The sequence below is a fragment of the Chromatiales bacterium genome (assembly GCA_014762505.1).
Taxonomy (GTDB): domain Bacteria; phylum Pseudomonadota; class Gammaproteobacteria; order SpSt-1174; family SpSt-1174; genus SpSt-1174.
In genome coordinates, this window is the sequence record JABURS010000029.1 from 113,271 (window position 1) to 133,245 (window position 19,975).

The following is a 19,975-nucleotide window of genomic DNA, read 5'->3' on the forward strand; positions in this document are numbered from 1 at the left end:
GTTTGCCAGGCACTAATCATGCACGGGCGCGCCCCTGAAACCAATCGCCGCCGCGATGCCGCCCAGCAGCAGTCCCAGCAGGATGAGGATCGGGCCGATACCCGTATCCAGCACCACGCCGGCCCAGCCGATGTTGAACACCATGAGATACAGCGCACCCGAGTGCAGCAGCGTGCCCACGATGAAGACCCAGCTGATCAGCTGCTTGAACCAGACCGGCACGGCCAGGAACACCAGCACCACACCCACGGCAATGTTGAGCAGGGCCTCCAGGTTGCCATGGGCATGGGGACCGCTCTTGATGGCGTCGATGGGCGCGCGGGCATTGAGGCCGGTATTCAGGGCGAGAATGGCCTCGGCATTGGCGCGGGCGATCGCGTCCGCACTCAGCGTCTCCAGCGTGGTCTCGTCCATGAATCCGCCATCCACCCGCAGCCGCAGCTCCGACATCGCGACATTGCGCACCGCCTGCGCCTCGCCCACGGCGTCGAACTGGCTGACCATATAGGGCCCGAGGGCAGCGGTGAGGACCAGAAACAGAAAACCGAACACGACGTTCTTGCGACCGATCATGGCTTGCCTCCTTTGTCTTCCTGCGACATGTAGGAATATTCCTACAAACCCTGTCTACCATCCCCGACTGGTGAGGGTAGACCCTGCATGAGAGTATGGCAGCCACTCAGGGAGGAGTACCGGTCAGGGAGACCACCGGGCGGGCCAGGAGGGTAACACCGTCGGGGGTGGCACGACGCCACGAGGGACCAAAGGAAACTCGCTTCAATCACCTATGCCAGGATGGCCTCACCCCGACCAACGGACGGTCGGGGTTCTTCTTTTTGGGGCCCTGGAAAACAAGGGCCCTCCCGGACAAGCCGCCCGTCACTTGCACCCCGGGGGCCCCGGCCGTATCTTCCCCCGCATGATCACACCCGTCACCCCGCCCAAGTCCCTGCTGCGCCAGGTCGGCCGCGCCATCGGCGACTATGGCCTGATCCGCGACGGCGACCGCGTGCTGCTCGGCCTGTCCGGCGGCAAGGACTCGCTCTCGCTGCTGCACCTGCTGCTGCACTTTCAGCGCCGCGCGCCGATCCGCTTCGCGGTGGGGGCGGTGACGGTAGACCCCCAGTCCGACAGCTTCGACCCCTCGGTGCTCATCCCCTACATGGAGGCCCTGGGCGTGCCGTACTTCTACCGGCGCGAGCCCATCCTGGAGCTGGCCACCGAACACATGGACAACGACTCCTACTGCGCCTTCTGCGCCCGCATGAAGCGCGGCACCATGTACAACACGGCGCGCCGCGAGGGCTACAACGTGCTGGCCCTGGCCCAGCACCTGGACGACCTGGCCGAGAGCTTTCTCATGTCCGCCTTCCACGGCGGCCAGCTCAAGACCATGAAGGCCCATTACGTGGTCAACGACGGCGACCTGCGGGTGATCCGCCCGCTGATCTACGTGCGCGAACGCCAGACCGCCGACTTCGCCCGGGCGACCGACCTGCCGGTGGTGGCGGACAGCTGCCCGGCCTGTTTCGACATGCCCACCCAGCGCCAGCACATGAAGGAGCTGCTGGCCGGCGAGGAGCGCGGGAATCCGCGCCTGTTCAGGAGCCTGCTCACGGCCATGCGCCCGTTGATCGAGGAGGGGCTGCCCGAGCCGGCCCGGGAAACGCCACGGACCCGTCGGCGCAGCGCCTCCTGAAGCGGCAGGGGCGTCAGGGCGCCAGCGCCTTGCGGGCGCGCCGGAGAAAGACCTGCATCTCCTTCGCCGCCTGCTTGTCGCCCCGGCCCTCGGCCACCTCGATACCGCGCGTATAGACCTCCGCCGCCTCGGCCGGCTCACCCGCCTCCATCAGCGCCTTGCCGAGCAGCTTCCAGGCCGCGGAGTACTGCGGGTCCTGCGCCACGGCCTCGCGCAGGTGGGTCACGGCCGCCCGCGCCTCCCCCGCCTGCAGGTAGGCATTGCCCAGCGAAAAACGCAGCAGGGCGTTGTCCTGCCCGGACGCCAGCATCTGTTCAAAGTTCTCGATCATGCCCATGGTTCAGCTCTCATCTTCCGGGGCCTCACGTTCCGGGGTCTCACATGCCGGCCCCCCTGGCCTCATCGCCACCAGCCAGGCCTGGTCCCGCAGCCCCCCGGCGACATCGCCCACACATCCTTCCTCACGATAGGCCAGCACGCGCAGGCCCGCAAAAGCCCGCAGCAATTCACCGGGTTCCAGGCGATAGGCCGGATTGGCAGGCCCGCGCCCGGTGACCGCCTCGCGGGTCCAGGTCTGGTAGAAGAGCAGGCCGCCGGGACGCAGGGCGGCAGCGAGTGAGGGGAAGAGCGCGCGCTCCAGGAAATGGGCCACGACGATGACATCGAATGTCCCGGCCGGCGGCGGTTCGGCCACCACGTCGCGCACCCGCGACTGGATGGGCAGCCCCTGTGCACGCGCCAGGGCAGAGAGCCGGCCGATGGCCTCCGAGGAGCGGTCCCAGGCATGGGCCTGCAGACCACGCTGGGCCAGTAACCGGGCATTGGCACCCAGCCCGCAGGCCAGGTCCAGGGCCTCGCCTTGGGCCGGCAGGAGGTGCACATGGGCCGTCAGCACGTCTGCGGGGCGGGCGGGCGCGGGGTCGGCCTCGCGGTAACGGGCGTCCCAGCGGGCCTCCTCGTCGTCCATCAGCGCCGCCAGAAGGCCGGCGTGATCAGCACCAGCAGGGTGAAGATCTCCAGGCGGCCGAGCAGCATGGCAAGGCACAGCACCCACTTGGAAAAGTCGTTGATGTCGCGGTAGTGGGAACCCACGTCACCGAGCCCTGGGCCGAGGTTGTTGATGCTCGCGGCCACCGCCGAGAAGGCCGTCACCTGGTCCAGGCCCGAGGCCATGAGCAGCAGCATCATCACCGTGAACACGGCGATATAGGCCGAGAAAAAGCCCCACACCGCCTCGATGACCCGGTCGTCCATGGGCTTGCGCCCGACCTTGACCGTGAACTGGGCACTGGGATGCACCAGGCGCTTGAGTTCGCGCATGCCCTGCTTGAGGAGCAGCATGAAGCGGATCACCTTGAGCCCCCCGCCCGTGGAGGCGGCGCAGCCGCCGATGAAGCTCACGAACAGCAGCAGTACGGGCAGGAAACCCGGCCAGTAATGATAGGCGGCCGTGGTGAAGCCCGTGGTGGTGCCGATGGACACGGCCTGGAACACGCCGTGATGCACGGCACTGGCGGGATCACTGAAGGTGCCGGTGAAATAGAGATAACCCGAGGTGACCACCGCCACCGCGAACAGAATGGAGAAATAGACGCGGAATTCCGGGTCGCTGGCATAGGGCCTGAGGCTGACGCGCCGCCAGGCAAGAAAATGCAGGGCGAAGTTGGCGCCCGAGAGCACCATGAACACCACCGCGATCATCTCGATCAGCGGGCTGTTGAAATAGCCCATGCTCGCGTCGTGGGTGGAGAAGCCCCCGATGGCCACGGTGGAGAAGGCGTGGCTGATGGCGTCGAAGACCTCCATGCCGGCCAGCCAGTAGGCCGTGCCGCAGGCGATGGTGAGCCCGAGGTAGATGTACCACAGGGCCTTGGCCGTCTCGGTGATGCGCGGCGTGAGCTTGTTGTCCTTCACCGGCCCCGGCGTCTCGGCACGGAACAGCTGCATGCCCCCGACGCCCAGCATGGGCAGTACCGCCACGGCCAGCACGATGATCCCCATGCCGCCCATCCACTGCAGCTGCTGGCGGTAGAAGAGGATGGAATGCGGCAGCTCGTCCAGCCCCACGATCACCGTAGCACCGGTGGTGGTGAGGCCGGACATGGACTCGAACACGGCATCGGTGATGCTGACCGCCAGCTCCTCGGAGAGATACAACGGCAGGGCGCCGACCAGGCCCAGCACCAGCCAGAAGGAGACCACGACCAGGAACCCGTCGCGCAGGCGCAGCTCCTTTTTCAGGCGACGCACCGGCAGCCATAGCAACAGGCCGGCGCCGAGGATGATGAAAAAGCCGTCGAGAAAGGGCCAGATGCTGCCGTCGCGGTAGATCAGCTCCACCGCCACCGGCGGCAGCATGGAGAAGCTGAACACCATGAGCAGGAGACCGACGATGCGCTGGACGATGTTAAGCTGCACGCGCGGCCCTCAGAAGAAGGTGATGCCGACCTGGAACAGGCGCTCGACCTCGCCGATGCGCCGCTTGTCCACCAGGAACAGGATGACATGGTCTTCGGACTCGATGACCGTGTCGTGATGGGCCATCAGCACCTCCTCGCCGCGCACGATGGCGCCGATGGTGGTGCCCTGCGGCAGCTTGATCTCCTCGATGCGCTTGCCCACCACCTTCGAGTTGCCGGGGTCGCCGTGGGCCACGGCCTCGATGGCCTCGGCTGCACCACGCCGCAGCGAATGCACCGCCACCACATCGCCGCGGCGCACATGGGTCAGCAGGGCGCCGATGGTCACCTGCTGGGGCGAGATGGCGATGTCGATGGTGCCGCTCTCCACCAGGTCCACGTAACTCGGACGGTTGATCAGCGACATCACCTTGCGCGCCCCCAGGCGCTTGGCCAGCATGGCTGAGAGGATATTGGCCTCGTCGTCGTTGGTCAGGGCGCAGAACACGTCGGTATTCTCGATGTTCTCCTCCACCAGCAGCTCACCATCGGCGGCATCCGCGTGCAGCACGATGGTGCGGTCCAGGGTCTCCGAGAGCATGCGGGCACGGCGCCTGGCGCGCTCGATGAGCTTGACCTGGTAGTCCCGCTCCATGAGCTGGGCCAGGCGCCGGCCGATATTGCCGCCGCCGGCCAGCATGATGCGCTTGTATGGCTTGTCGAGCTTGCGCAGCTCACTGGTGACGGCACGGATATGCTTTTTCGCGGCGATGAAGAAGACCTCATCGTCCGGCTCGATCACGGTGGGCCCCTCGGGCAGGATGGGCCGGCCGCGCCGGAAGATCGCCGCCACCCGCGCCTCGATGCCGGGCATGTGCTCGGTCAGGGCACGCAGCTCGTTGCCCACCAGCTTGCCGCCGTAGTAGGCCTTCACCGCCACCAGCTGCACGCGCCCCTGGGCAAAGTCCAGCACCTGCAGCGCACCCGGGTGCTCGATCAGGCTCTGGATGTACTCGGTGACGAGCTCCTCGGGACTGATGAGCACGTCGATAGGCAGCGCATCCTGATGAAACAGCCGCTTGGCTGCGAGGTACTCGGGGGCACGCACGCGCGCGATCTTGGTCGGCGTGTGATAGAGCGTGTACGCCACCTGGCAGGCGATCATGTTGGTCTCATCGGAATTGGTCACGGCGATGAGCATGTCCGCGTCCTCGGCACCGGCCTGCGTCAGCACGCTGGGATGGGAGCCCTGCCCGACCACGGTACGCAGATCCAGCCGGTCCTGCAGGTCGCGCAGGATCTCGGGGCGGGTATCGACCACGGTGATGTCGTTGGCCTCGCTGGCCAGGCTGTAGGCCAGTGAACTGCCCACCTGCCCGGCACCGAGTATCAGTATCTTCATTTCTCGTTACCTGCCTGTTTCGGATCGATCCCCAGCGCGCGCATCTTACGATAAAGGTGCGTGCGTTCCATCCCCACGCGCTCGGCGAGCCGGCTCACGTTGCCGCCGACGCGGTCGAGCTGCTGCAGGAGATAATCACGCTCGAAGCGCTCGCGCGCCTCGCGCAGTGGCAGGTCGAGAAACGCATCTTCGACCGGCATCGATGCTGCCTCGGCCTCGCGCCGCTGCCCGAGGGCCGCCTCGACTTCATCCGCACCGATCTCCTCGCTGGTACCCAGAATCAGCAATCGTTGCACCAGGTTGCGCAGCTCGCGCACATTGCCCGGCCAGTCGTAGTGCACCAGGCGATTCTGTGCACGCAGGGAGAACCGTCGATAGGGCAGACCTTCCTGGCTGTTGAGCAGATCGACGTAGAAGTTCAGCAGTTCAGGCACATCCGCGGCATGCTCGCGCAGCGGCGGCACGACCAGCGGTACCACGTTGAGCCGGTAATAGAGGTCGTCGCGAAAACGCCCGGACCTGACCGCCTCGCGCAGATCGTGATCGGTGGAGGCGATGATCTGCGCGGTGAGTTCGACCCGCTCGTTGCCGCCCACCCGGGTGAAGGCCTCGCCTTCCAGGGCGTCCAGCAGGCGCCCCTGGGTCTGCAGATCCATGTCACCGACACCGCCGAGAAACAGCACGCCGCCGCCCGCCTGTTCCAGCAGGCCGTACTGGATGCGGTCGCCCTGCTGGCTGCCAAACAGTTCCTCGGCCGAGGTGTCGGGCGACAGCGAGGCCACCGTGACGGCGACGAAGGGCCGGTCGCGACGGGCACTGCGCGAGTGGAGATAACGCGCCACTGTCTCCTTGCCGGCACCCGGCTCGCCCGTGATGAGGACGCAGGTGGCATGCTGGGCGAGACGTCCGACCTGATCGCGCAGCTTGCGCATCACATCGCTCGCGCCGACCGGCTCGATGACGCGCCCCATCTCGCGCTTGAGTCCCTGGTTCTCGCGCGTCAGCTGCTCGGTGCGCAGGGCGCGGCTCACGGTGATCAGCAGCTTGGCCAGCGAGATGGGCTTCTCGATGAAGTCGTAGGCCCCCAGGCGGGTGGCCTCCACTGCGGTCTCCACGGTGGCATGGCCCGACATCATGATCACCGGACAGGGCAGGCCACCGCTCTCCCGCCACTCCTTGAGCAGGCTGACGCCATCCATGTCCGGCATCCAGATGTCGAGCAGGATGAGATCCGGCCGACGGTGCCGGCGCTCCTCGCGCGCGGCGGCGGCATTCTCCGCCACGGCCACTTCATAGCCCTCGTCCTCGAGGATCTCGCGCACGAGGTTACGGATATCCGGTTCATCGTCCACGACGAGGATGCGGTCTGCGGTCATGATTCCTTCTCTTCGTCCGGGACAGCGGTGATGCCGTTCACCAGTTCGTCGGCGACGCGCACCACCGGCAGGCGAATGACGATGCGTGCCCCGCCCTGCAGGCGGTTCTCCGCCCACACGATACCACCATGTTCCTCGACGATTTTCTTGACGATGGCCAGCCCCAGGCCGGTGCCCTTGATCTTGCCAGTGACGTAGGGCTCGAACAGGTTGTGCAGCATCTCCTGCGGCACGCCGGGGCCCGTGTCGGTGGTGGCGAACTCGACGAAGCGGCAACCGGTCTCCTCCATGCAGCGGGTGGAGAGCAGCAGCTCGCCACCGCCCTGCCCCTCCATGGCATCCAGTGCATTCTGCACCAGGTTGTTGAGCAGCTGTCGCAGGCGACCGACGTCCGCCTCGATATAGGGCATGCTGGTATCCAGGTCCAGTCGTAGGCGCACGCGTCGCCTGTTGGAGCGATAGAGGTCGGCAACCTCGCTGATCAGGCTGTTGAAGTCGAGCGTGGCCAGCTGCATGGCCGGTGCGCGGGCATAATCGCTGAAGGCGTTGACCATGGCCTTCATGGCCTCCACCTGCTGCACGATGGTGCGCGTGGAGCGGGCCAGCATGTCAGCATCCCTCTCCCCGAGCTGCGGCATGAGCTTGCGCTGCAGACGCTCGGCCGAGAGCTGTATGGGTGTGAGCGGGTTCTTGATCTCGTGGGCCAGGCGCCGGGCCACTTCACCCCAGGCCGCATCGCGCTGCGCCCGGATCAGCTCGGTCACGTCGTCGAAGACGATGACGTGACCGCCGCGCATGGCGTTCTGGTCGGAGAGCCGCACCCCGCGGCAGATCAGGGTGCGCGAGCCCGCCCCGCCGAACAGCAGCACCTGCTCCTCCCACTCGCTGGCATCGCCCAGCAGCATGGGGAGGATGCTCTCGTAGAAGCGCTCCATGCCCTTGAAGTGTCGTGCGATATCGGCCAGCGGCCGGCCGATGTGGTGCTCGAGTTCGAAACCGAAGATCTGGTCTGCCGCCGCGTTGTTCATGCGCAGCACCAGGTTGCGATCCAGTGTCAGCACGCCGGACGAGAGGTGGCGCAGCACGGCCTCGAGATAGGTGCGCTGGCGCTCGAGCTGCCCGCGGCTGCGGTCGGCCTCGTCCCGCGCCGAGGCCAGACGGGCGGTCATCTGGTTGAAGGAGCGCACCAGAAAACCCAGTTCGTCGCGGTTGCCCACCGGCAGCTTCTTGGAGAACTCGCCGGCCGCCACCGCCTTGGTCCCCTCGGCCAGCTCGCGGATGGGCGCCATCAGCCGACGCGAGGAATAAAAGGCCGTCCACACGGCGAACAGCACCGACAGCAGCAACACCAGCGAGAGGGTGATGGTGTAGCTCTGGATCAGCGGCTTGCGCACATAGGCCAGCTCCTTGTAGGCCTCGAAGGCACCGCTGACGCTGTCGGCCAGGCGGCCGATGCGCGGATCGACGCCGAACAGCGCCTGCAGCATGCGCTGTTCGGAAATGGGATCGGCGCGCGGCACCGGCACCACCACGCGTACCCGCAGGCCACCCTCGGCCAGCGGCTCCAGGCCCACGTAGTTCTGCCCCTGCTTGAGCATGAGCACGATCTCCTCGGCCGGGAACTGCGGCACCACCAGCGTGGTGTCGTCGCTGCTCACGGCGATGATGCGCGTCACCTCGCCGAACAGCGTTAGTTCGGAGGCCTCCACACGCTGCCGCTGCTCGCTGAGTGTGGCCGGCGCCATCGGGGGGGTGACATAGCGCAGCTCCCGGGCCAGCGCCTCCACCTGCTTGAGGTGGCGGCGCAGGCGGTAATCGAGCGAGGTGCGGCTGAGATCCAGGGCGTCATTGAGCGCCCCCTCCACACGCACGTCGAACCAGCTGTCGATACCGCGTTCGATGAACTTGACGGAAAAGTAGTAGACGATCGAAACGGGGGCCAGCGAGAGGACGATGAACATCACCACCAGGCGCAGGGTCAGCCGTGAGCCGGCCTCCCGCTGCATCACGCGACGCACCGTGTCGAAGAGGTTCACGCCGATCATCACCGTAAGCACCATCAGCACGATGGTGTTGATGAGCAGCAACCACACGTACAGCCGGCCGAAGCGCTCCGAGTTCTGGGCCGCGTCGCTCATCACGTAGAGCGAGATCAGCAGCAGGGCGAACAGCCCGAGCATGGGCAGTACGCCGGTCGCGAATCGCCTCAGGGCAGAGACCATTCGTACCACTCGCTGGCGGGACGCCAGTCTTCGGAGGCATAGGCGCGCACCCGCAGGGGCAGGGGCAGCTGGTCGATGTCCAGGCGGGCCCGCAGGCCGCCCCGGTAGTGTTCCCCGGGCAGCAGCAGGGACGTATCGATCAGCGGGAAGTCACGCAGGGCACCCAGGGCATAGAGGGCGGAGCCGAGGGAGGGATAGGTGGTCTGCACGCCGGTATTGAGGTTCTGCACGACGTAGAGCCGGCTCAGGGTGTAGTAGCCCAGGCGATAGCGCTGCACCAGCTCGGCCACGTCCTCGTTGACCCACCAGTCGCGCAGGCGCTGCACACGCAGCTCCATCTCGATGACCAGGTCCACCCCATTGTGCAGGGCGTCCCGCAGCACCGGATTCAGGCTGTAGCGCACGTCGGCGTCGATGCGGATGACGCCGTCGACGTTGCGTGGATAGACGGCATTGACGACGAACGGCGGGGCCTCCTGTGCCGCCAGGGCAAGGGGCGAACCGACCAGGCCCGCGAGCAGGCCCAGTCCGATCAGGGCCCTGCGCAGTCGCGGCCAGTTGTGGGACGTATGCGTCAAGTCTTTGTCAGGCCAGCGTAGTAGAAACCGTCCATCCCGGAGTCGCCGGTGAGGATCTGACGCCCCACCGATACCGCACGCCCCCAGGCGGCCTCTATCGGCAACTCCCGGGCGTCCACGTGGCGTGCGAGAAATGTCTCAAGCTGCCGGTTGTTTTCCTCCGGCAGCACCGAACATGTGGCGTACAACAGCATACCGCCCGGCGCGAGCAACGGCCAGAGCGCCTCCAGGATGCCGGCCTGACGTCGCACCAGCTCGTCGATGTCGCCCGGTCGGCGATGCAGCTTGATGTCCGGGTGGCGGCGAATCACGCCGGTCGCCGAGCAGGGCGCGTCCAGCAGGATGCGGTCGTAGGGCTGCCCGTCCCACCAGGCGGCGGGATTGGACGCGTCGCCCGCGATCAGCCGGGCCCGGGCGCCTGCCCGATCCAGGTTCTCCTGTACGCGCGCGAGCCGCTCGGCGTCGATGTCCATGGCATCCAGGCCGATGCCCGCCGTCTCGGCCAGGTGCGCGGTCTTGCCACCGGGCGCGGCACAGGCATCCAGCACGCGCTCGCCGGGACGGGGGGCCAGCAGGCTGCCGGCGAGCTGCGCGGCGGCATCCTGCACCGACACCGCACCTTCGGCAAAGCCGGGCAGCCGGGCGACATCGACCGGCGTGGCCAGGCTCACCGCACTGGTTACCAGGGGATGCGGTTCGGCCTCGATGCCGGCCTCAGCCAGGCGCGCCAGGTACGCGTCGCGGGAGCCCTGCGCGAGGTTGATGCGCAGGGTCATGGGCGGGCGTTGATTGCCGGCAGCCAGCAGCCCTTCCCAGGCATCCGGGTGGGCGGCGCGCAATCGCTCGAGCAGCCAGTGCGGATACGCGTAGCGCGACGCCGGCTCCCGGTCGACCAGCGTCTCCAGGGCCGCGCGCTCGCGCATCAGGCGTCGCAGCACCGCGTTGACCAGCCCGCCCGCCCAGCGCTTGCCCCGCCGCTTGACCAGCTCCACGTACTCGTTCACCACCGCATAGTCCGGCGTGTCGAGGTACAGCAGCTCGTAGGCACCCAGGCGCGCGGCGTGCAGCACGTCGCGGTCACGCGGCTTCAGCGGTCGCGTGATGAGCTCCCCCAGCAGGGCCTCGAGGCGTTGGTACCAGCGCAGGGCGCCATAACTCAGTTCCTGCGCCAGACCGCGATCGCGCGCCTCCGGGATCTGCGCCAGCAGCGGCGGCAAGGCGCGCGACAGCGATTCGCCACGCTCGGCCACCGCCAGCAGACAGTCCAGGGCCGCGGCGCGCGGCGTCACGAGGGCAGCACCTCGCCGGCCAGGGTACGGCCGTTGAGGAAGTCCCGTACCGCCAGGGGCCTTCCGCCCGGCAGCTGCAGGCGGGTGACGCGCAGCAGTCCTCGCCCGCAGGCGATATCGATGCCCTCGGGACCTTCGGCCACCACCCTGCCCGGGGGGCCCTCGCCGTCAATGGCCCGCGCCTCCCAGAGACGCAGGGGCTCGCCACCCCGCCGGGTCTGGGCCACGGGCCAGGGATTGAAGGCACAGACCCGGCGGGCGAGGACATCTGCCGGCTGCGTCCAGTCGATCTCCGCCTCCTCCTTGTGCAGCTTCTCGGCATAGGTGGCCTGCGCCGCATCCTGCGGCTCGGGCCGCAGGCGCCCGGCCAGCAGCCCCTCGATGGCCTCGAGCAGGGCCTCGGCGCCCACCGCCGCGAGTTCGTCGTGCAGCATCTGTGCGGTCTGTCCGGGGACGATGGGCACGGTGCGCTTGAGCAGCATGTCGCCGGTATCGAGCCCCGCATCCATCTGCATGATGGTGATACCGGTCTCGGCATCGCCGGCGAGGATGGCCCGCTGGATGGGGGCCGCACCACGCCAGCGCGGCAGCAGGGAGCCATGGATGTTGAGACAGCCCAGGCGCGGGATATCGAGCACCGCCTGCGGCAGGATCAGACCGTAGGCCGCCACCACCATCAGGTCCGGGGCATAGCCGGCGAGCCGGGCCTGCGCCTCTGCCTCACGCAGGCTGACCGGCTGCTCGACGGGGATGCCTGCTGCCTGCGCAACGGTCTTGACCGGGCCGGCCTTGAGCTTGCGCCCGCGCCCGGCCGGGCGGTCCGGCTGGGTATAGACCGCCACCACCTCGTGGCGGGAATCGATCAGGGCCTTGAGGGCGGGCACCGCAAAATCGGGCGTGCCCGCGTAGGCGATACGCAGGGATTCGGACATCGCGAACCTCGGTGATCTAGGAAGGGCGGGGCCTGGCGGTCTCGCCAGGCCCCGGTCCGGAACGGGTCAGATGGCCGCCTTCTCGGTGTTGCGGGGCAGGGTTCCCTGGCGGGCGGCCTTTTCCAGCTTCTTCTGGATGCGCTGACGCTTGAGCGGCGAGAGGTAGTCGACGAACAGCTTGCCGGCCAGGTGATCCATCTCGTGTTGTATACACACGGCCAGCAGGTCGTCGGTCTCCAGCTCGAAGGCCTGGCCGTCGCGATCCAGGGCCCGCACACGGATGCGCTCGGCGCGCTGCACCGTCTCGTAATAGCCCGGCACCGACAGGCAGCCCTCCTCCATCTCCTCCTCGCCGTCGCGGGAGACGATCTCGGGGTTGATCAGGACGAGGGGCTCGTTCTGATCCTTGGAGACGTCGATGACGATGATCTGCCTCTGGACGTTGACCTGCGTCGCCGCCAGGCCGATGCCCGGCGCCGCATACATGGTCTCGAACATGTCGTCCACGATCTGACGGATCTCGTCATCGACCTCGGCGACCGGTTGCGCATGCTTGCGCAGTCGCGGATCGGGAAAATGCAGAATTTCCAGAATGGCCATAGGGTGCGCTTTAAATTTCGTGCGGTTTTACAAGTTTTTCTGCTAAAGTTATGATCATACTAGATATACTACTAACAAACCGGTCCAGCCTGCCATGCCGTTTACGGTCGGCTGCGAACCCGTTAGACGCCGTCTAGCCGCTTCAAGTTTCAAGGGGGATACATGTTGGCTACGCCCAAGCGCCATCTGGCACGGAAGATTCCGGTCGCGTTGTCTATTCTAGCGCTGTTTGTCGCAGGATGCGCGTCCGCGCCGACCCCGCAGGCCGAGCCAGCCCCGGCAGCCGCCCCCGCCCCGGCACCGGCCCCCAAGGTCGAGATCAAACCCAGCGCCCCGCAGGAATACGTGGTGAAGAAGGGCGACACCCTCTGGGACATCTCCACCAAGTTCCTCAAGGATCCCTGGTACTGGCCGGAGATCTGGCACGTCAATCCGCAGATCGCCAACCCCCACCTGATCTATCCGGGCGACGTCATCACCCTGTTCTATATCGACGGCAGGCCGATGCTGGCCGTCAACGGCGGCCCGCGTGTCGAGGGCCTGCAGCGCGAGAAGCTCGAACCGACCATCCGCACCGGCCCGGCCGATCGCGGCGACGAGACCGTGCCGATCCAGACCATCCACCAGTTCATCGTGCATCCGCGCGTGGTGGACAGGGACACCCTGGAAGACGCCCCCTACATCCTCGACTCCCAGGACAACCGCCTGGTCTACGGCCCGAACGAAAAGGTCTACGTGCGCGGCATCGAGCCGTCGCAGGCGGTCCGCCGCTACAGCGTCTACCGCCCCGGCCAGGAGCTGCGCGATCCGCAGACCGGCGAGAGCCTGGGCTGGGAGGCCATCCACGTCGGCGAGGCCCGTCTGCTGCAGACCCATGAGGGCGAGCTCGCCAGCGTGGACCTGGAAAACACCGTGCGCGAGGCCCTGCGTGGCGACCGCCTGATGCCCATCGAGGACACGATCACCCACACCTTCATCCCGCACTCCCCCAAGGATCGGGTCGAGGGCGAGATCATCTCCCTGTTCGATGCCATCACCCAGACCGGCCAGAACCAGGTGGTGGTGCTGAACCGCGGTGAGCGCGACGGCCTGGCCAAGGGCCACGTGCTTGCGGTGAACCAGGCCGGGCGCACGGTACGCGACAGCTTCGCGCCGCGCAGCCAGCAGACCGTGACCCTGCCGGGCGAGCGGGTCGGCATCCTGATGATCTTCCGCACCTTCGAGAAGGTCAGTTACGGCCTGATCATGGAGACCACCCGCCCCATCCGCGTGGGCGACACGGTCAACAACCCCTGACGGCAACAGGCGAGGGCAGGATGCCCGCCGGACTGACGGACACCGAACTCGCCGACCGACTCGCCCTCTGGCGCGCCCCCGGCATCGGGCCGCGCGCCTTCGCCCGACTCACCGACCACTACGGCTCGCTGGCCGCCATCCGCCGGACGAGTCCCGACGCCCTGCTGGCCCTCGGGCTGAACGAGCGCCAGACAGAGGCCGCGCGCCGGGCGGATCCCGCCGACGCCAGCCCGGACCTGGACTGGCTGGCCGGCGAGGGCCACCACCTGCTCGCGCGACAGGCCCCGGGCTATCCCCCGCGCCTGGCCGAACTCCCGGATGCCCCGCCCTTTCTGTTCGTCGCCGGCGAGCCACGGCTGCTGCTCACCCCGCAGCTGGCCATCGTCGGCAGCCGCAGTCCGACGCCGGGCGGGCGCGATACCGCCCACGACTTCGCCCGCCACCTGGCCGCGAACGGGCTCACCATCACCAGCGGGCTGGCGCTCGGCATCGACGCCGCCGCCCACCGTGGCGCCCTGGCAGCCCCCGGCCTCACCATCGCGGTGGCGGCCACCGGCCTCGATCGGGTCTATCCCTCGCAGCACCGGGCACTGGCCCACGAGATCGCCGAGCAGGGTGCGCTGGTCTCCGAGTTCAGCATCGGCACCGGTACGCGTGCCGAGCACTTCCCGCGCCGCAACCGCATCATCAGCGGTCTGTCCCTCGGCACCCTGGTGGTGGAGGCCGCCCTCAAGAGTGGCTCGCTCATCACCGCCCGGCTGGCCGCCGAGCAGGGCCGCGAGGTCTTCGCCATCCCCGGCTCCATCCACAACCCGCTGGCACGCGGCTGCCACCGGCTGATCCGCGAGGGGGCCAAGCTGGTGGAGCAGGCCCGCGACATCCTCGAGGAGCTCGACCTGCGCCCCGTTGACCCGCCGCTGGCGTCAGAACCACCACCCGATGTTGAACTCGACGCCGAGTATCACCACTTATTAATGTGTATGGGGTATGATCCCGTCCCCATTGACACCCTCGTCCAGCGCAGCGGATTGACCACGGAAGCCGTTTCCTCCATGCTGCTGGTACTCGAATTGCGCAACCTGGTGGCGTCGCTGGACGGAGGGCGCTACGAGCGAATCAAGCCAAGAGATTGATAATGAAGGAAAATGTCCTGGATGTACTGATGTACCTCTTCGAGAATTACGTCGACGAGGACACGGACATCGAGCCGGACCGCGACTACCTGCATGCGCAGCTGTCGGACGCGGGCTTCCGGCATCACGAGATCGACAAGGCCTTCGACTGGCTGGAAGGGCTCGCCTCGCAACCCGAAGAAGACACGCTGGCGCCGGTGGGCGATGGCCCGCGGGTACTGTCGCGCCAGGAAGAACACCGGCTGGACCCGGCCTCCCGCAGCTTCCTGCTCACCATGGAACAGCGCGGGGTCCTCGACCCCACGGCACGCGAACGCGTGCTGGAGCGGGTCATGGCCCTGGAGAGCGAAGAGGTCGACCTCGAACAGCTGCAATGGGTGGTCATGATGGTGCTGTTCAACCAGCCCGGCCAGGAAACCGCCTACAGCTGGCTCGAGGAGATGGTCTTTGACGACGTCGCCCCTCGCCTCCACTGACCGCAAAGACACAGGGGCGGCATGAGCAAAAACCTCGTCATTGTTGAATCGCCCGCCAAGGGCAAGACCATCGAGAAGTACCTGGGCAAGGATTACACCGTCATGGCCTCCTATGGCCATGTCCGCGACCTGGTGCCCAAGGAAGGCGCGGTGGACCCGGCGCACGACTTCGCCATGAAGTACGACGTCATCGAACGCAACGAGAAGCACGTCGACGCCATCGCGAAGAAGCTCAAGCAGGCCGACGCCCTCTACCTGGCGACTGACCCCGACCGCGAGGGCGAGGCCATCTCCTGGCATCTCTACGAACTCCTCAAGGAGCGCGGCCTGCTGGAAGACAAGCAGGTGCACCGGGTGGTCTTCCACGAGATCACCCAGCGCGCCGTGAAGGAGGCCATCGAACACCCCAGGGGGCTCTCCCACGCCCTGGTCGACGCCCAGCAGGCACGCCGCGCCCTGGACTACCTGGTCGGCTTCAACCTCTCACCCCTGCTGTGGAAGAAGATCCGCCGCGGGCTCTCCGCCGGCCGCGTGCAAAGCCCGGCCCTGCGCATGATCTGCGAGCGCGAGGAGGAGATCGAGGCCTTCAGGAGCCAGGAATACTGGACCATCGAGGCCGATGCCGCGAAGGAAGGCCAGCCCTTCAACGCCAAGCTGAACCTGCTCGAGGGAAAGAAGCTGGAGCAGTTCGACATCACCAGCGAGACCCAGGCCCGCAGCACCCACGACCGGCTCATCCAGGCCGGGGCCGGCAAGCTCACGGTGGAGAAGGTCGAGCGCAAGCAGCGCCGCCGCAACCCGGCCGCGCCGTTCACCACCTCCACCCTGCAGCAGGAGGCCTCGCGCAAGCTGGGCTTTTCCGCCAGCCGCACCATGCGTACGGCCCAGCAGCTGTACGAGGGCATTGACCTGGGCGGATCGGGCACCACCGGTCTGATCACCTACATGCGTACCGACTCGGTCAACCTGGCCCAGGAGGCCCTGGACGAGCTGCGCGCGCTGATCGTCCAGCGCTACGGCAAGGACAAGCTCCCGGACGCGCCGCGCCTCTACAAGACCAAGTCGAAGAATGCCCAGGAGGCCCACGAGGCGATCCGCCCGACCTCGGCCCACCGGGCTCCGGAAGACGTCAAGCAGTACCTCTCGCGCGACCAGCTGCGGCTCTACGAGCTCGTCTGGAAGCGCACCGTCGCCTGCCAGATGATCCACGCCACCATGGACACGGTGGCCATCGACCTGGCCTGTGGCGAGGGCAACCTGTTCCGTGCCACGGGCTCCACGGTGGTGGACCCGGGCTTCATGGCCGTCTACCTCGAGGACCGCGACGACGCCAGCACCCCGGACGACAACGAGGACCGCCTGCTGCCGGACTTCACCGAAGGCGAGCAGGTCGAGCTCCTGGCCATCCGTACCGAACAGCACTTCACCGAGCCGCCGCCGCGCTATACCGAGGCGAGCCTGGTCAAGGCCCTGGAGGAGCACGGCATCGGCCGCCCCTCCACCTATGCCTCCATCATCTCCACCCTGCAGAACCGCGAATACGTGGAACTGGACAACCGGCGCTTTTTCCCGACAGAAGTCGGCAAGATCGTCAACAAGTTCCTCACGAAACACTTCACCAAGTACGTCGACTACGACTTCACGGCGCACTTCGAGGACGAGCTCGACGAGATCTCGCGCGGGGAGAAGGACTGGATCCCGGTGATGCGCGAGTTCTGGGACCCCTTCAAGGAACTGGTGGAGGACAAGGAGCAGTCGGTCACGCGCGAGGAGGCCGTACAGGCCCGCGAGATCGGCACCGACCCCGAGACCGGCAAGCCCGTGTCCGTGCGCATGGGCCGCTACGGGCCCTTCGTGCAGATCGGCACCCGCGACGACGAGGAGAAGCCCCGCTTCGCCGGCCTGCGCCCGGGCCAGAAGATGGACAGCATCACGCTGGACGAGGCCCTGGCACTGTTCGATCTGCCCCGCGAGCTGGGCGAGACGCCGGAAGGCGAACCGGTGCTGGTCAACATCGGGCGTTTCGGCCCCTACGTGAAGTACGGCAGCAAGTACGTCTCCATCAAGGCCCCGGACGATCCCTACACCATCGACCTGCCCCGCGCCCTGGAGCTGATCCAGGAAAAGAAGATCGCCGACGCCAACCGCATCATCCGCGTCTTCGAGGACGAGGGCATCCAGGTGCTGAACGGGCGCTACGGCCCCTACATCACCGATGGCGAGAAGAATGCCCGCATCCCCAAGGACCGCGACCCCAAGTCGCTGTCGCTCGAGGAATGCCAGAAACTGCTGGCCGAGGCCCCGGTGAAGAAGCGCCGCGGTGCCGTGAAGAAAAAGGCCGCGGCCAAGAAGAAGGCCGCCCCGAAAAAGAAGGCGGCCGCAAAGAAGAAGCGGTCGGTGAAAAAGAAATCCGTGAAAAAGGCGGCCAAGAAGAGCGCCAGCTGAGCCTGCCCGGCCGTGATCCGCACCGACGACATCGAACGCGCCGCCGCCCTGATTCGCGAGGGCGGCATCCTCGCCTACCCCACCGAGGCCGTCTATGGCCTGGGCTGTGACCCGGCCAACGAGGCGGCGGTGCGCCGCCTGCTGGCGCTCAAGCAGCGCCCCGAGGGCAAGGGCCTGATCCTGCTGGCCGCCGACCTCGAGCAGCTCGCCCCCTACATCACCCCGCTCACCGAGACCCTGCGGGCGCGCATCCTGCCGACCTGGCCCGGGCCCGTCACCTGGGTGGTGCCCACGCCAGCGACCACCCCGCGCTGGCTGCGCGGCGAGCACGACAGCATCGCGGTGCGCGTCACCAGCCACCCCGTCGCCAGCGCCCTCTGCGCGGCCGCCGGCACGGCGCTGGTCTCCACCAGCGCCAACCTGGCCGGCCAGTCGCCGGCGCGCTCGGCCGCCGAGGTCACGGAGGCCCTCGGCGAGGCCGTGGACCTCATCCTCGACGCCCCCACCGGTGGGCTCGACCGCCCCACCGAGATTCGCGATGCCCGGGACGGTACAATCCTGCGTCCCGGCCAGTAATCGCCATCACCGCCGACTGCGAGTAGCCCCATGAGCCAGCCCGACACCGATGCCGTCAAGCACTACCTGCTCGCCCTGCAGGACGCGATCTGCACCGACCTCGCCATCGAGGATGGCCAGGCGAGCTTCCACGAAGACGCCTGGGACCGGCAGGGCGGCGGCGGTGGCCGCACCCGCGTGCTGACCGACGGCGCCGTCCTCGAACAGGCCGGGGTGAACTTCTCGCATGTCTTTGGCGAGAACCTGCCGGCCTCGGCCACGGCCCATCGCCCGGAACTGGCCGGACGCCGCTTCCAGGCCATGGGGGTCTCGCTGGTCATCCACCCGCACAACCCCTACGTGCCGACCTCGCATGCCAACGTGCGCTTCTTCATCGCCGAGAAGGAAGGCGCCGACCCGATCTGGTGGTTCGGCGGCGGCTTCGATCTCACCCCCTACTACGGCTTCGACGAGGACTGCGTACACTGGCACCGCACGGCGAAGGCCGCCTGCGCCCCCTTCGGCGAGGACGTCTATCCGCGTTACAAGCAGTGGTGCGACGAGTACTTCTTCCTCAAACACCGCAACGAGCCGCGCGGTATCGGCGGGCTGTTCTTCGACGACCTCAACGAATGGGGCTTCGAGCGCAGCTTCCACTTCATGCAGAGCGTGGGCGACCACTACCTCAAGGCCTACCTGCCCATCGTGCGCCGGCGCAAGGACACCCCCTACGGCGAACGCGAACGCGACTTCCAGCTGTATCGCCGCGGCCGCTACGTGGAGTTCAACCTGGTCTACGACCGCGGCACGCTGTTCGGACTGCAGTCCGGCGGGCGCACCGAGTCCATCCTCATGTCGCTGCCGCCGCTGGTGAAGTGGCGATACGACTGGCACCCGGAACCCGGCAGTGCCGAGGAAAGGCTCTACACCGACTACCTGCTGCCCCGCGACTGGGCCTGAGAGCGGCCCGAAACGCAAGACGCCCGGCATCGCCGGGCGTCCTGCGTGAGGCTCCTGCCAACGGCTAGCGATTGCCGCCGCACTTGCCCTCCTGGGCCTTGTCCTGCTGCATGGCGCCACCGCACTTGCCCTCGCCGCACTTGCCTTCCTGCGCCTTCTCCTTTTGCATGGCGCCACCGCACTTGCCCTCGCCGCACTTGCCTTCCTGGGCCTTGTCCTGCTGCATGGCGCCACCGCACTTGCCCTCGCCGCAGCGGCCCTCGCCGTGGGCATCGGCCACCATGTAGCCCTCGCCCAGATCGCTCAGGGCGAAGGGATTGGCATCGGCCGCCACCGCCTGGCCGGCCAGCGAGCCGGTAAAGGTGGCGCCCAGGGTCAGGGCCAGGGATTTCATCGCCGTCTTGTCACGCATGAGACTCATCCTTCTCGTTCAGTGGGTTGACCAGTATCGCGGCCGAGGGGGCCTGCAACGCGGATTCTATGGGTATTGCGACCCCGACGACAGGGCGGGGGTTCCTCGCACCCCCAGAATGAATGGGTTATCCTCTGGACGATCTTGCGTTCCGCGTTGACCGCGGCCATGGCAGGAAGCATGTCAGGGACGACGGTGCGC

Annotated in this window: 19 protein-coding genes; 7 read left to right on the plus strand and 12 right to left on the minus strand. The window is 67.3% G+C overall.

The window, feature by feature from the left end; all coding sequences use genetic code 11:
• Positions 1–12: 12 nt before the first annotated feature.
• Positions 13–573, minus strand: coding sequence for a hypothetical protein (locus HUJ28_03820; protein ID MBD3618576.1), 561 nt, complete (start codon positions 571–573; stop codon positions 13–15).
• 346 nt (positions 574–919) lie between these two features.
• On the opposite strand from HUJ28_03820, the gene HUJ28_03825 reads away from it, so the two are divergent.
• Entirely contained in the window at positions 920–1,699 is a 780-nt protein-coding gene (locus HUJ28_03825) for a tRNA 2-thiocytidine biosynthesis protein TtcA (GenBank protein MBD3618577.1), read from the plus strand.
• A gap of 13 nt (positions 1,700–1,712) precedes the next feature.
• On the opposite strand, the gene HUJ28_03830 is transcribed toward HUJ28_03825, so the two are convergent.
• The 10 genes from HUJ28_03830 to HUJ28_03875 form a co-directional block, all read right to left on the minus strand.
• On the minus strand, positions 1,713–2,036 hold the full coding sequence (locus HUJ28_03830; protein MBD3618578.1) for a tetratricopeptide repeat protein: 324 nt from the start codon (positions 2,034–2,036) through the stop codon (positions 1,713–1,715).
• Positions 2,037–2,039: 3 nt separating this feature from the next.
• Positions 2,040–2,666: a class I SAM-dependent methyltransferase gene (locus HUJ28_03835; protein MBD3618579.1), complete on the minus strand. Its 627-nt coding sequence runs from the start codon at positions 2,664–2,666 to the stop codon at positions 2,040–2,042.
• The gene (locus tag HUJ28_03840; GenBank protein MBD3618580.1) at positions 2,666–4,117 is read right to left on the minus strand and encodes a potassium transporter; all 1,452 of its coding nucleotides are present in this window, start codon (positions 4,115–4,117) and stop codon (positions 2,666–2,668) included. Before HUJ28_03840 ends, HUJ28_03835 begins: the two co-directional genes overlap by 1 nt.
• Before the next feature lie 9 nt (positions 4,118–4,126).
• Positions 4,127–5,500: a Trk system potassium transporter TrkA gene (gene trkA, locus HUJ28_03845; protein MBD3618581.1), complete on the minus strand. Its 1,374-nt coding sequence runs from the start codon at positions 5,498–5,500 to the stop codon at positions 4,127–4,129.
• Positions 5,497–6,876, minus strand: a complete 1,380-nt coding sequence (locus HUJ28_03850; protein ID MBD3618582.1) for a sigma-54-dependent Fis family transcriptional regulator — start codon at positions 6,874–6,876, stop codon at positions 5,497–5,499. Before HUJ28_03850 ends, trkA begins: the two co-directional genes overlap by 4 nt.
• Positions 6,873–9,098, minus strand: a complete 2,226-nt coding sequence (locus HUJ28_03855) for a HAMP domain-containing protein (protein MBD3618583.1) — start codon at positions 9,096–9,098, stop codon at positions 6,873–6,875. The genes HUJ28_03850 and HUJ28_03855 overlap by 4 nt, the downstream gene beginning before the upstream one ends.
• Positions 9,083–9,646: a DUF4390 domain-containing protein gene (locus HUJ28_03860; protein MBD3618584.1), complete on the minus strand. Its 564-nt coding sequence runs from the start codon at positions 9,644–9,646 to the stop codon at positions 9,083–9,085. The genes HUJ28_03855 and HUJ28_03860 overlap by 16 nt, the downstream gene beginning before the upstream one ends.
• 26 nt (positions 9,647–9,672) lie before the next feature.
• Positions 9,673–10,965 carry a 16S rRNA (cytosine(967)-C(5))-methyltransferase RsmB gene (rsmB, locus tag HUJ28_03865; protein MBD3618585.1) on the minus strand — a complete coding sequence of 431 codons (1,293 nt, stop codon included), beginning with the start codon at positions 10,963–10,965 and terminating at the stop codon, positions 9,673–9,675.
• A complete protein-coding gene (locus tag HUJ28_03870; protein ID MBD3618586.1) occupies positions 10,962–11,897 on the minus strand; it encodes a methionyl-tRNA formyltransferase in 936 nt (311 codons plus the stop codon). Before HUJ28_03870 ends, rsmB begins: the two co-directional genes overlap by 4 nt.
• A gap of 66 nt (positions 11,898–11,963) precedes the next feature.
• Positions 11,964–12,497: a peptide deformylase gene (locus tag HUJ28_03875; protein ID MBD3618587.1), complete on the minus strand. Its 534-nt coding sequence runs from the start codon at positions 12,495–12,497 to the stop codon at positions 11,964–11,966.
• 162 nt (positions 12,498–12,659) lie between these two features.
• On the opposite strand from HUJ28_03875, the gene HUJ28_03880 reads away from it, so the two are divergent.
• The 6 genes from HUJ28_03880 to hemF are packed head-to-tail and all read left to right on the plus strand — an operon-like array spanning position 12,660 to position 19,362.
• Entirely contained in the window at positions 12,660–13,793 is a 1,134-nt protein-coding gene (locus tag HUJ28_03880; GenBank protein ID MBD3618588.1) for a LysM peptidoglycan-binding domain-containing protein, read from the plus strand.
• A 20-nt stretch (positions 13,794–13,813) separates the two neighbouring features.
• Positions 13,814–14,926: a DNA-protecting protein DprA gene (dprA, locus tag HUJ28_03885; protein MBD3618589.1), complete on the plus strand. Its 1,113-nt coding sequence runs from the start codon at positions 13,814–13,816 to the stop codon at positions 14,924–14,926.
• 2 nt (positions 14,927–14,928) lie between these two features.
• Positions 14,929–15,402, plus strand: a complete 474-nt coding sequence (locus HUJ28_03890) for a DUF494 domain-containing protein (protein MBD3618590.1) — start codon at positions 14,929–14,931, stop codon at positions 15,400–15,402.
• Between the two features lie 21 nt (positions 15,403–15,423).
• Positions 15,424–17,847: a DNA topoisomerase I gene (locus HUJ28_03895; protein ID MBD3618591.1), complete on the plus strand. Its 2,424-nt coding sequence runs from the start codon at positions 15,424–15,426 to the stop codon at positions 17,845–17,847.
• 15 nt (positions 17,848–17,862) lie between these two features.
• Positions 17,863–18,423 carry a threonylcarbamoyl-AMP synthase gene (locus tag HUJ28_03900; protein ID MBD3618592.1) on the plus strand — a complete coding sequence of 187 codons (561 nt, stop codon included), beginning with the start codon at positions 17,863–17,865 and terminating at the stop codon, positions 18,421–18,423.
• A gap of 30 nt (positions 18,424–18,453) precedes the next feature.
• Positions 18,454–19,362: an oxygen-dependent coproporphyrinogen oxidase gene (gene hemF / locus HUJ28_03905; protein ID MBD3618593.1), complete on the plus strand. Its 909-nt coding sequence runs from the start codon at positions 18,454–18,456 to the stop codon at positions 19,360–19,362.
• A gap of 64 nt (positions 19,363–19,426) precedes the next feature.
• Here the strand turns inward: hemF and HUJ28_03910 are convergent, their stop codons facing one another.
• Positions 19,427–19,774 (minus strand): hypothetical protein, encoded by a 348-nt coding sequence (locus HUJ28_03910; GenBank protein MBD3618594.1) that lies wholly within the window; start codon positions 19,772–19,774, stop codon positions 19,427–19,429.
• Positions 19,775–19,975: the final 201 nt, after the last annotated feature.

Coding starts and splice junctions, on each gene's coding strand:
- HUJ28_03820 (MBD3618576.1), bottom strand. CDS start 573: ATGATCGGTCGCAAGAACGTCGTGTTCGGTTTTCTGTTTCTGGTCCTC.
- HUJ28_03825 (MBD3618577.1), top strand. CDS start 920: ATGATCACACCCGTCACCCCGCCCAAGTCCCTGCTGCGCCAGGTCGGC.
- HUJ28_03830 (MBD3618578.1), bottom strand. CDS start 2,036: ATGGGCATGATCGAGAACTTTGAACAGATGCTGGCGTCCGGGCAGGAC.
- HUJ28_03835 (MBD3618579.1), bottom strand. CDS start 2,666: ATGGACGACGAGGAGGCCCGCTGGGACGCCCGTTACCGCGAGGCCGAC.
- trkA (MBD3618581.1), bottom strand. CDS start 5,500: ATGAAGATACTGATACTCGGTGCCGGGCAGGTGGGCAGTTCACTGGCC.
- HUJ28_03850 (MBD3618582.1), bottom strand. CDS start 6,876: ATGACCGCAGACCGCATCCTCGTCGTGGACGATGAACCGGATATCCGT.
- HUJ28_03855 (MBD3618583.1), bottom strand. CDS start 9,098: ATGGTCTCTGCCCTGAGGCGATTCGCGACCGGCGTACTGCCCATGCTC.
- HUJ28_03870 (MBD3618586.1), bottom strand. CDS start 11,897: ATGTCCGAATCCCTGCGTATCGCCTACGCGGGCACGCCCGATTTTGCG.
- HUJ28_03875 (MBD3618587.1), bottom strand. CDS start 12,497: ATGGCCATTCTGGAAATTCTGCATTTTCCCGATCCGCGACTGCGCAAG.
- HUJ28_03880 (MBD3618588.1), top strand. CDS start 12,660: ATGTTGGCTACGCCCAAGCGCCATCTGGCACGGAAGATTCCGGTCGCG.
- dprA (MBD3618589.1), top strand. CDS start 13,814: ATGCCCGCCGGACTGACGGACACCGAACTCGCCGACCGACTCGCCCTC.
- HUJ28_03890 (MBD3618590.1), top strand. CDS start 14,929: ATGAAGGAAAATGTCCTGGATGTACTGATGTACCTCTTCGAGAATTAC.
- HUJ28_03895 (MBD3618591.1), top strand. CDS start 15,424: ATGAGCAAAAACCTCGTCATTGTTGAATCGCCCGCCAAGGGCAAGACC.
- hemF (MBD3618593.1), top strand. CDS start 18,454: ATGAGCCAGCCCGACACCGATGCCGTCAAGCACTACCTGCTCGCCCTG.
- HUJ28_03910 (MBD3618594.1), bottom strand. CDS start 19,774: ATGCGTGACAAGACGGCGATGAAATCCCTGGCCCTGACCCTGGGCGCC.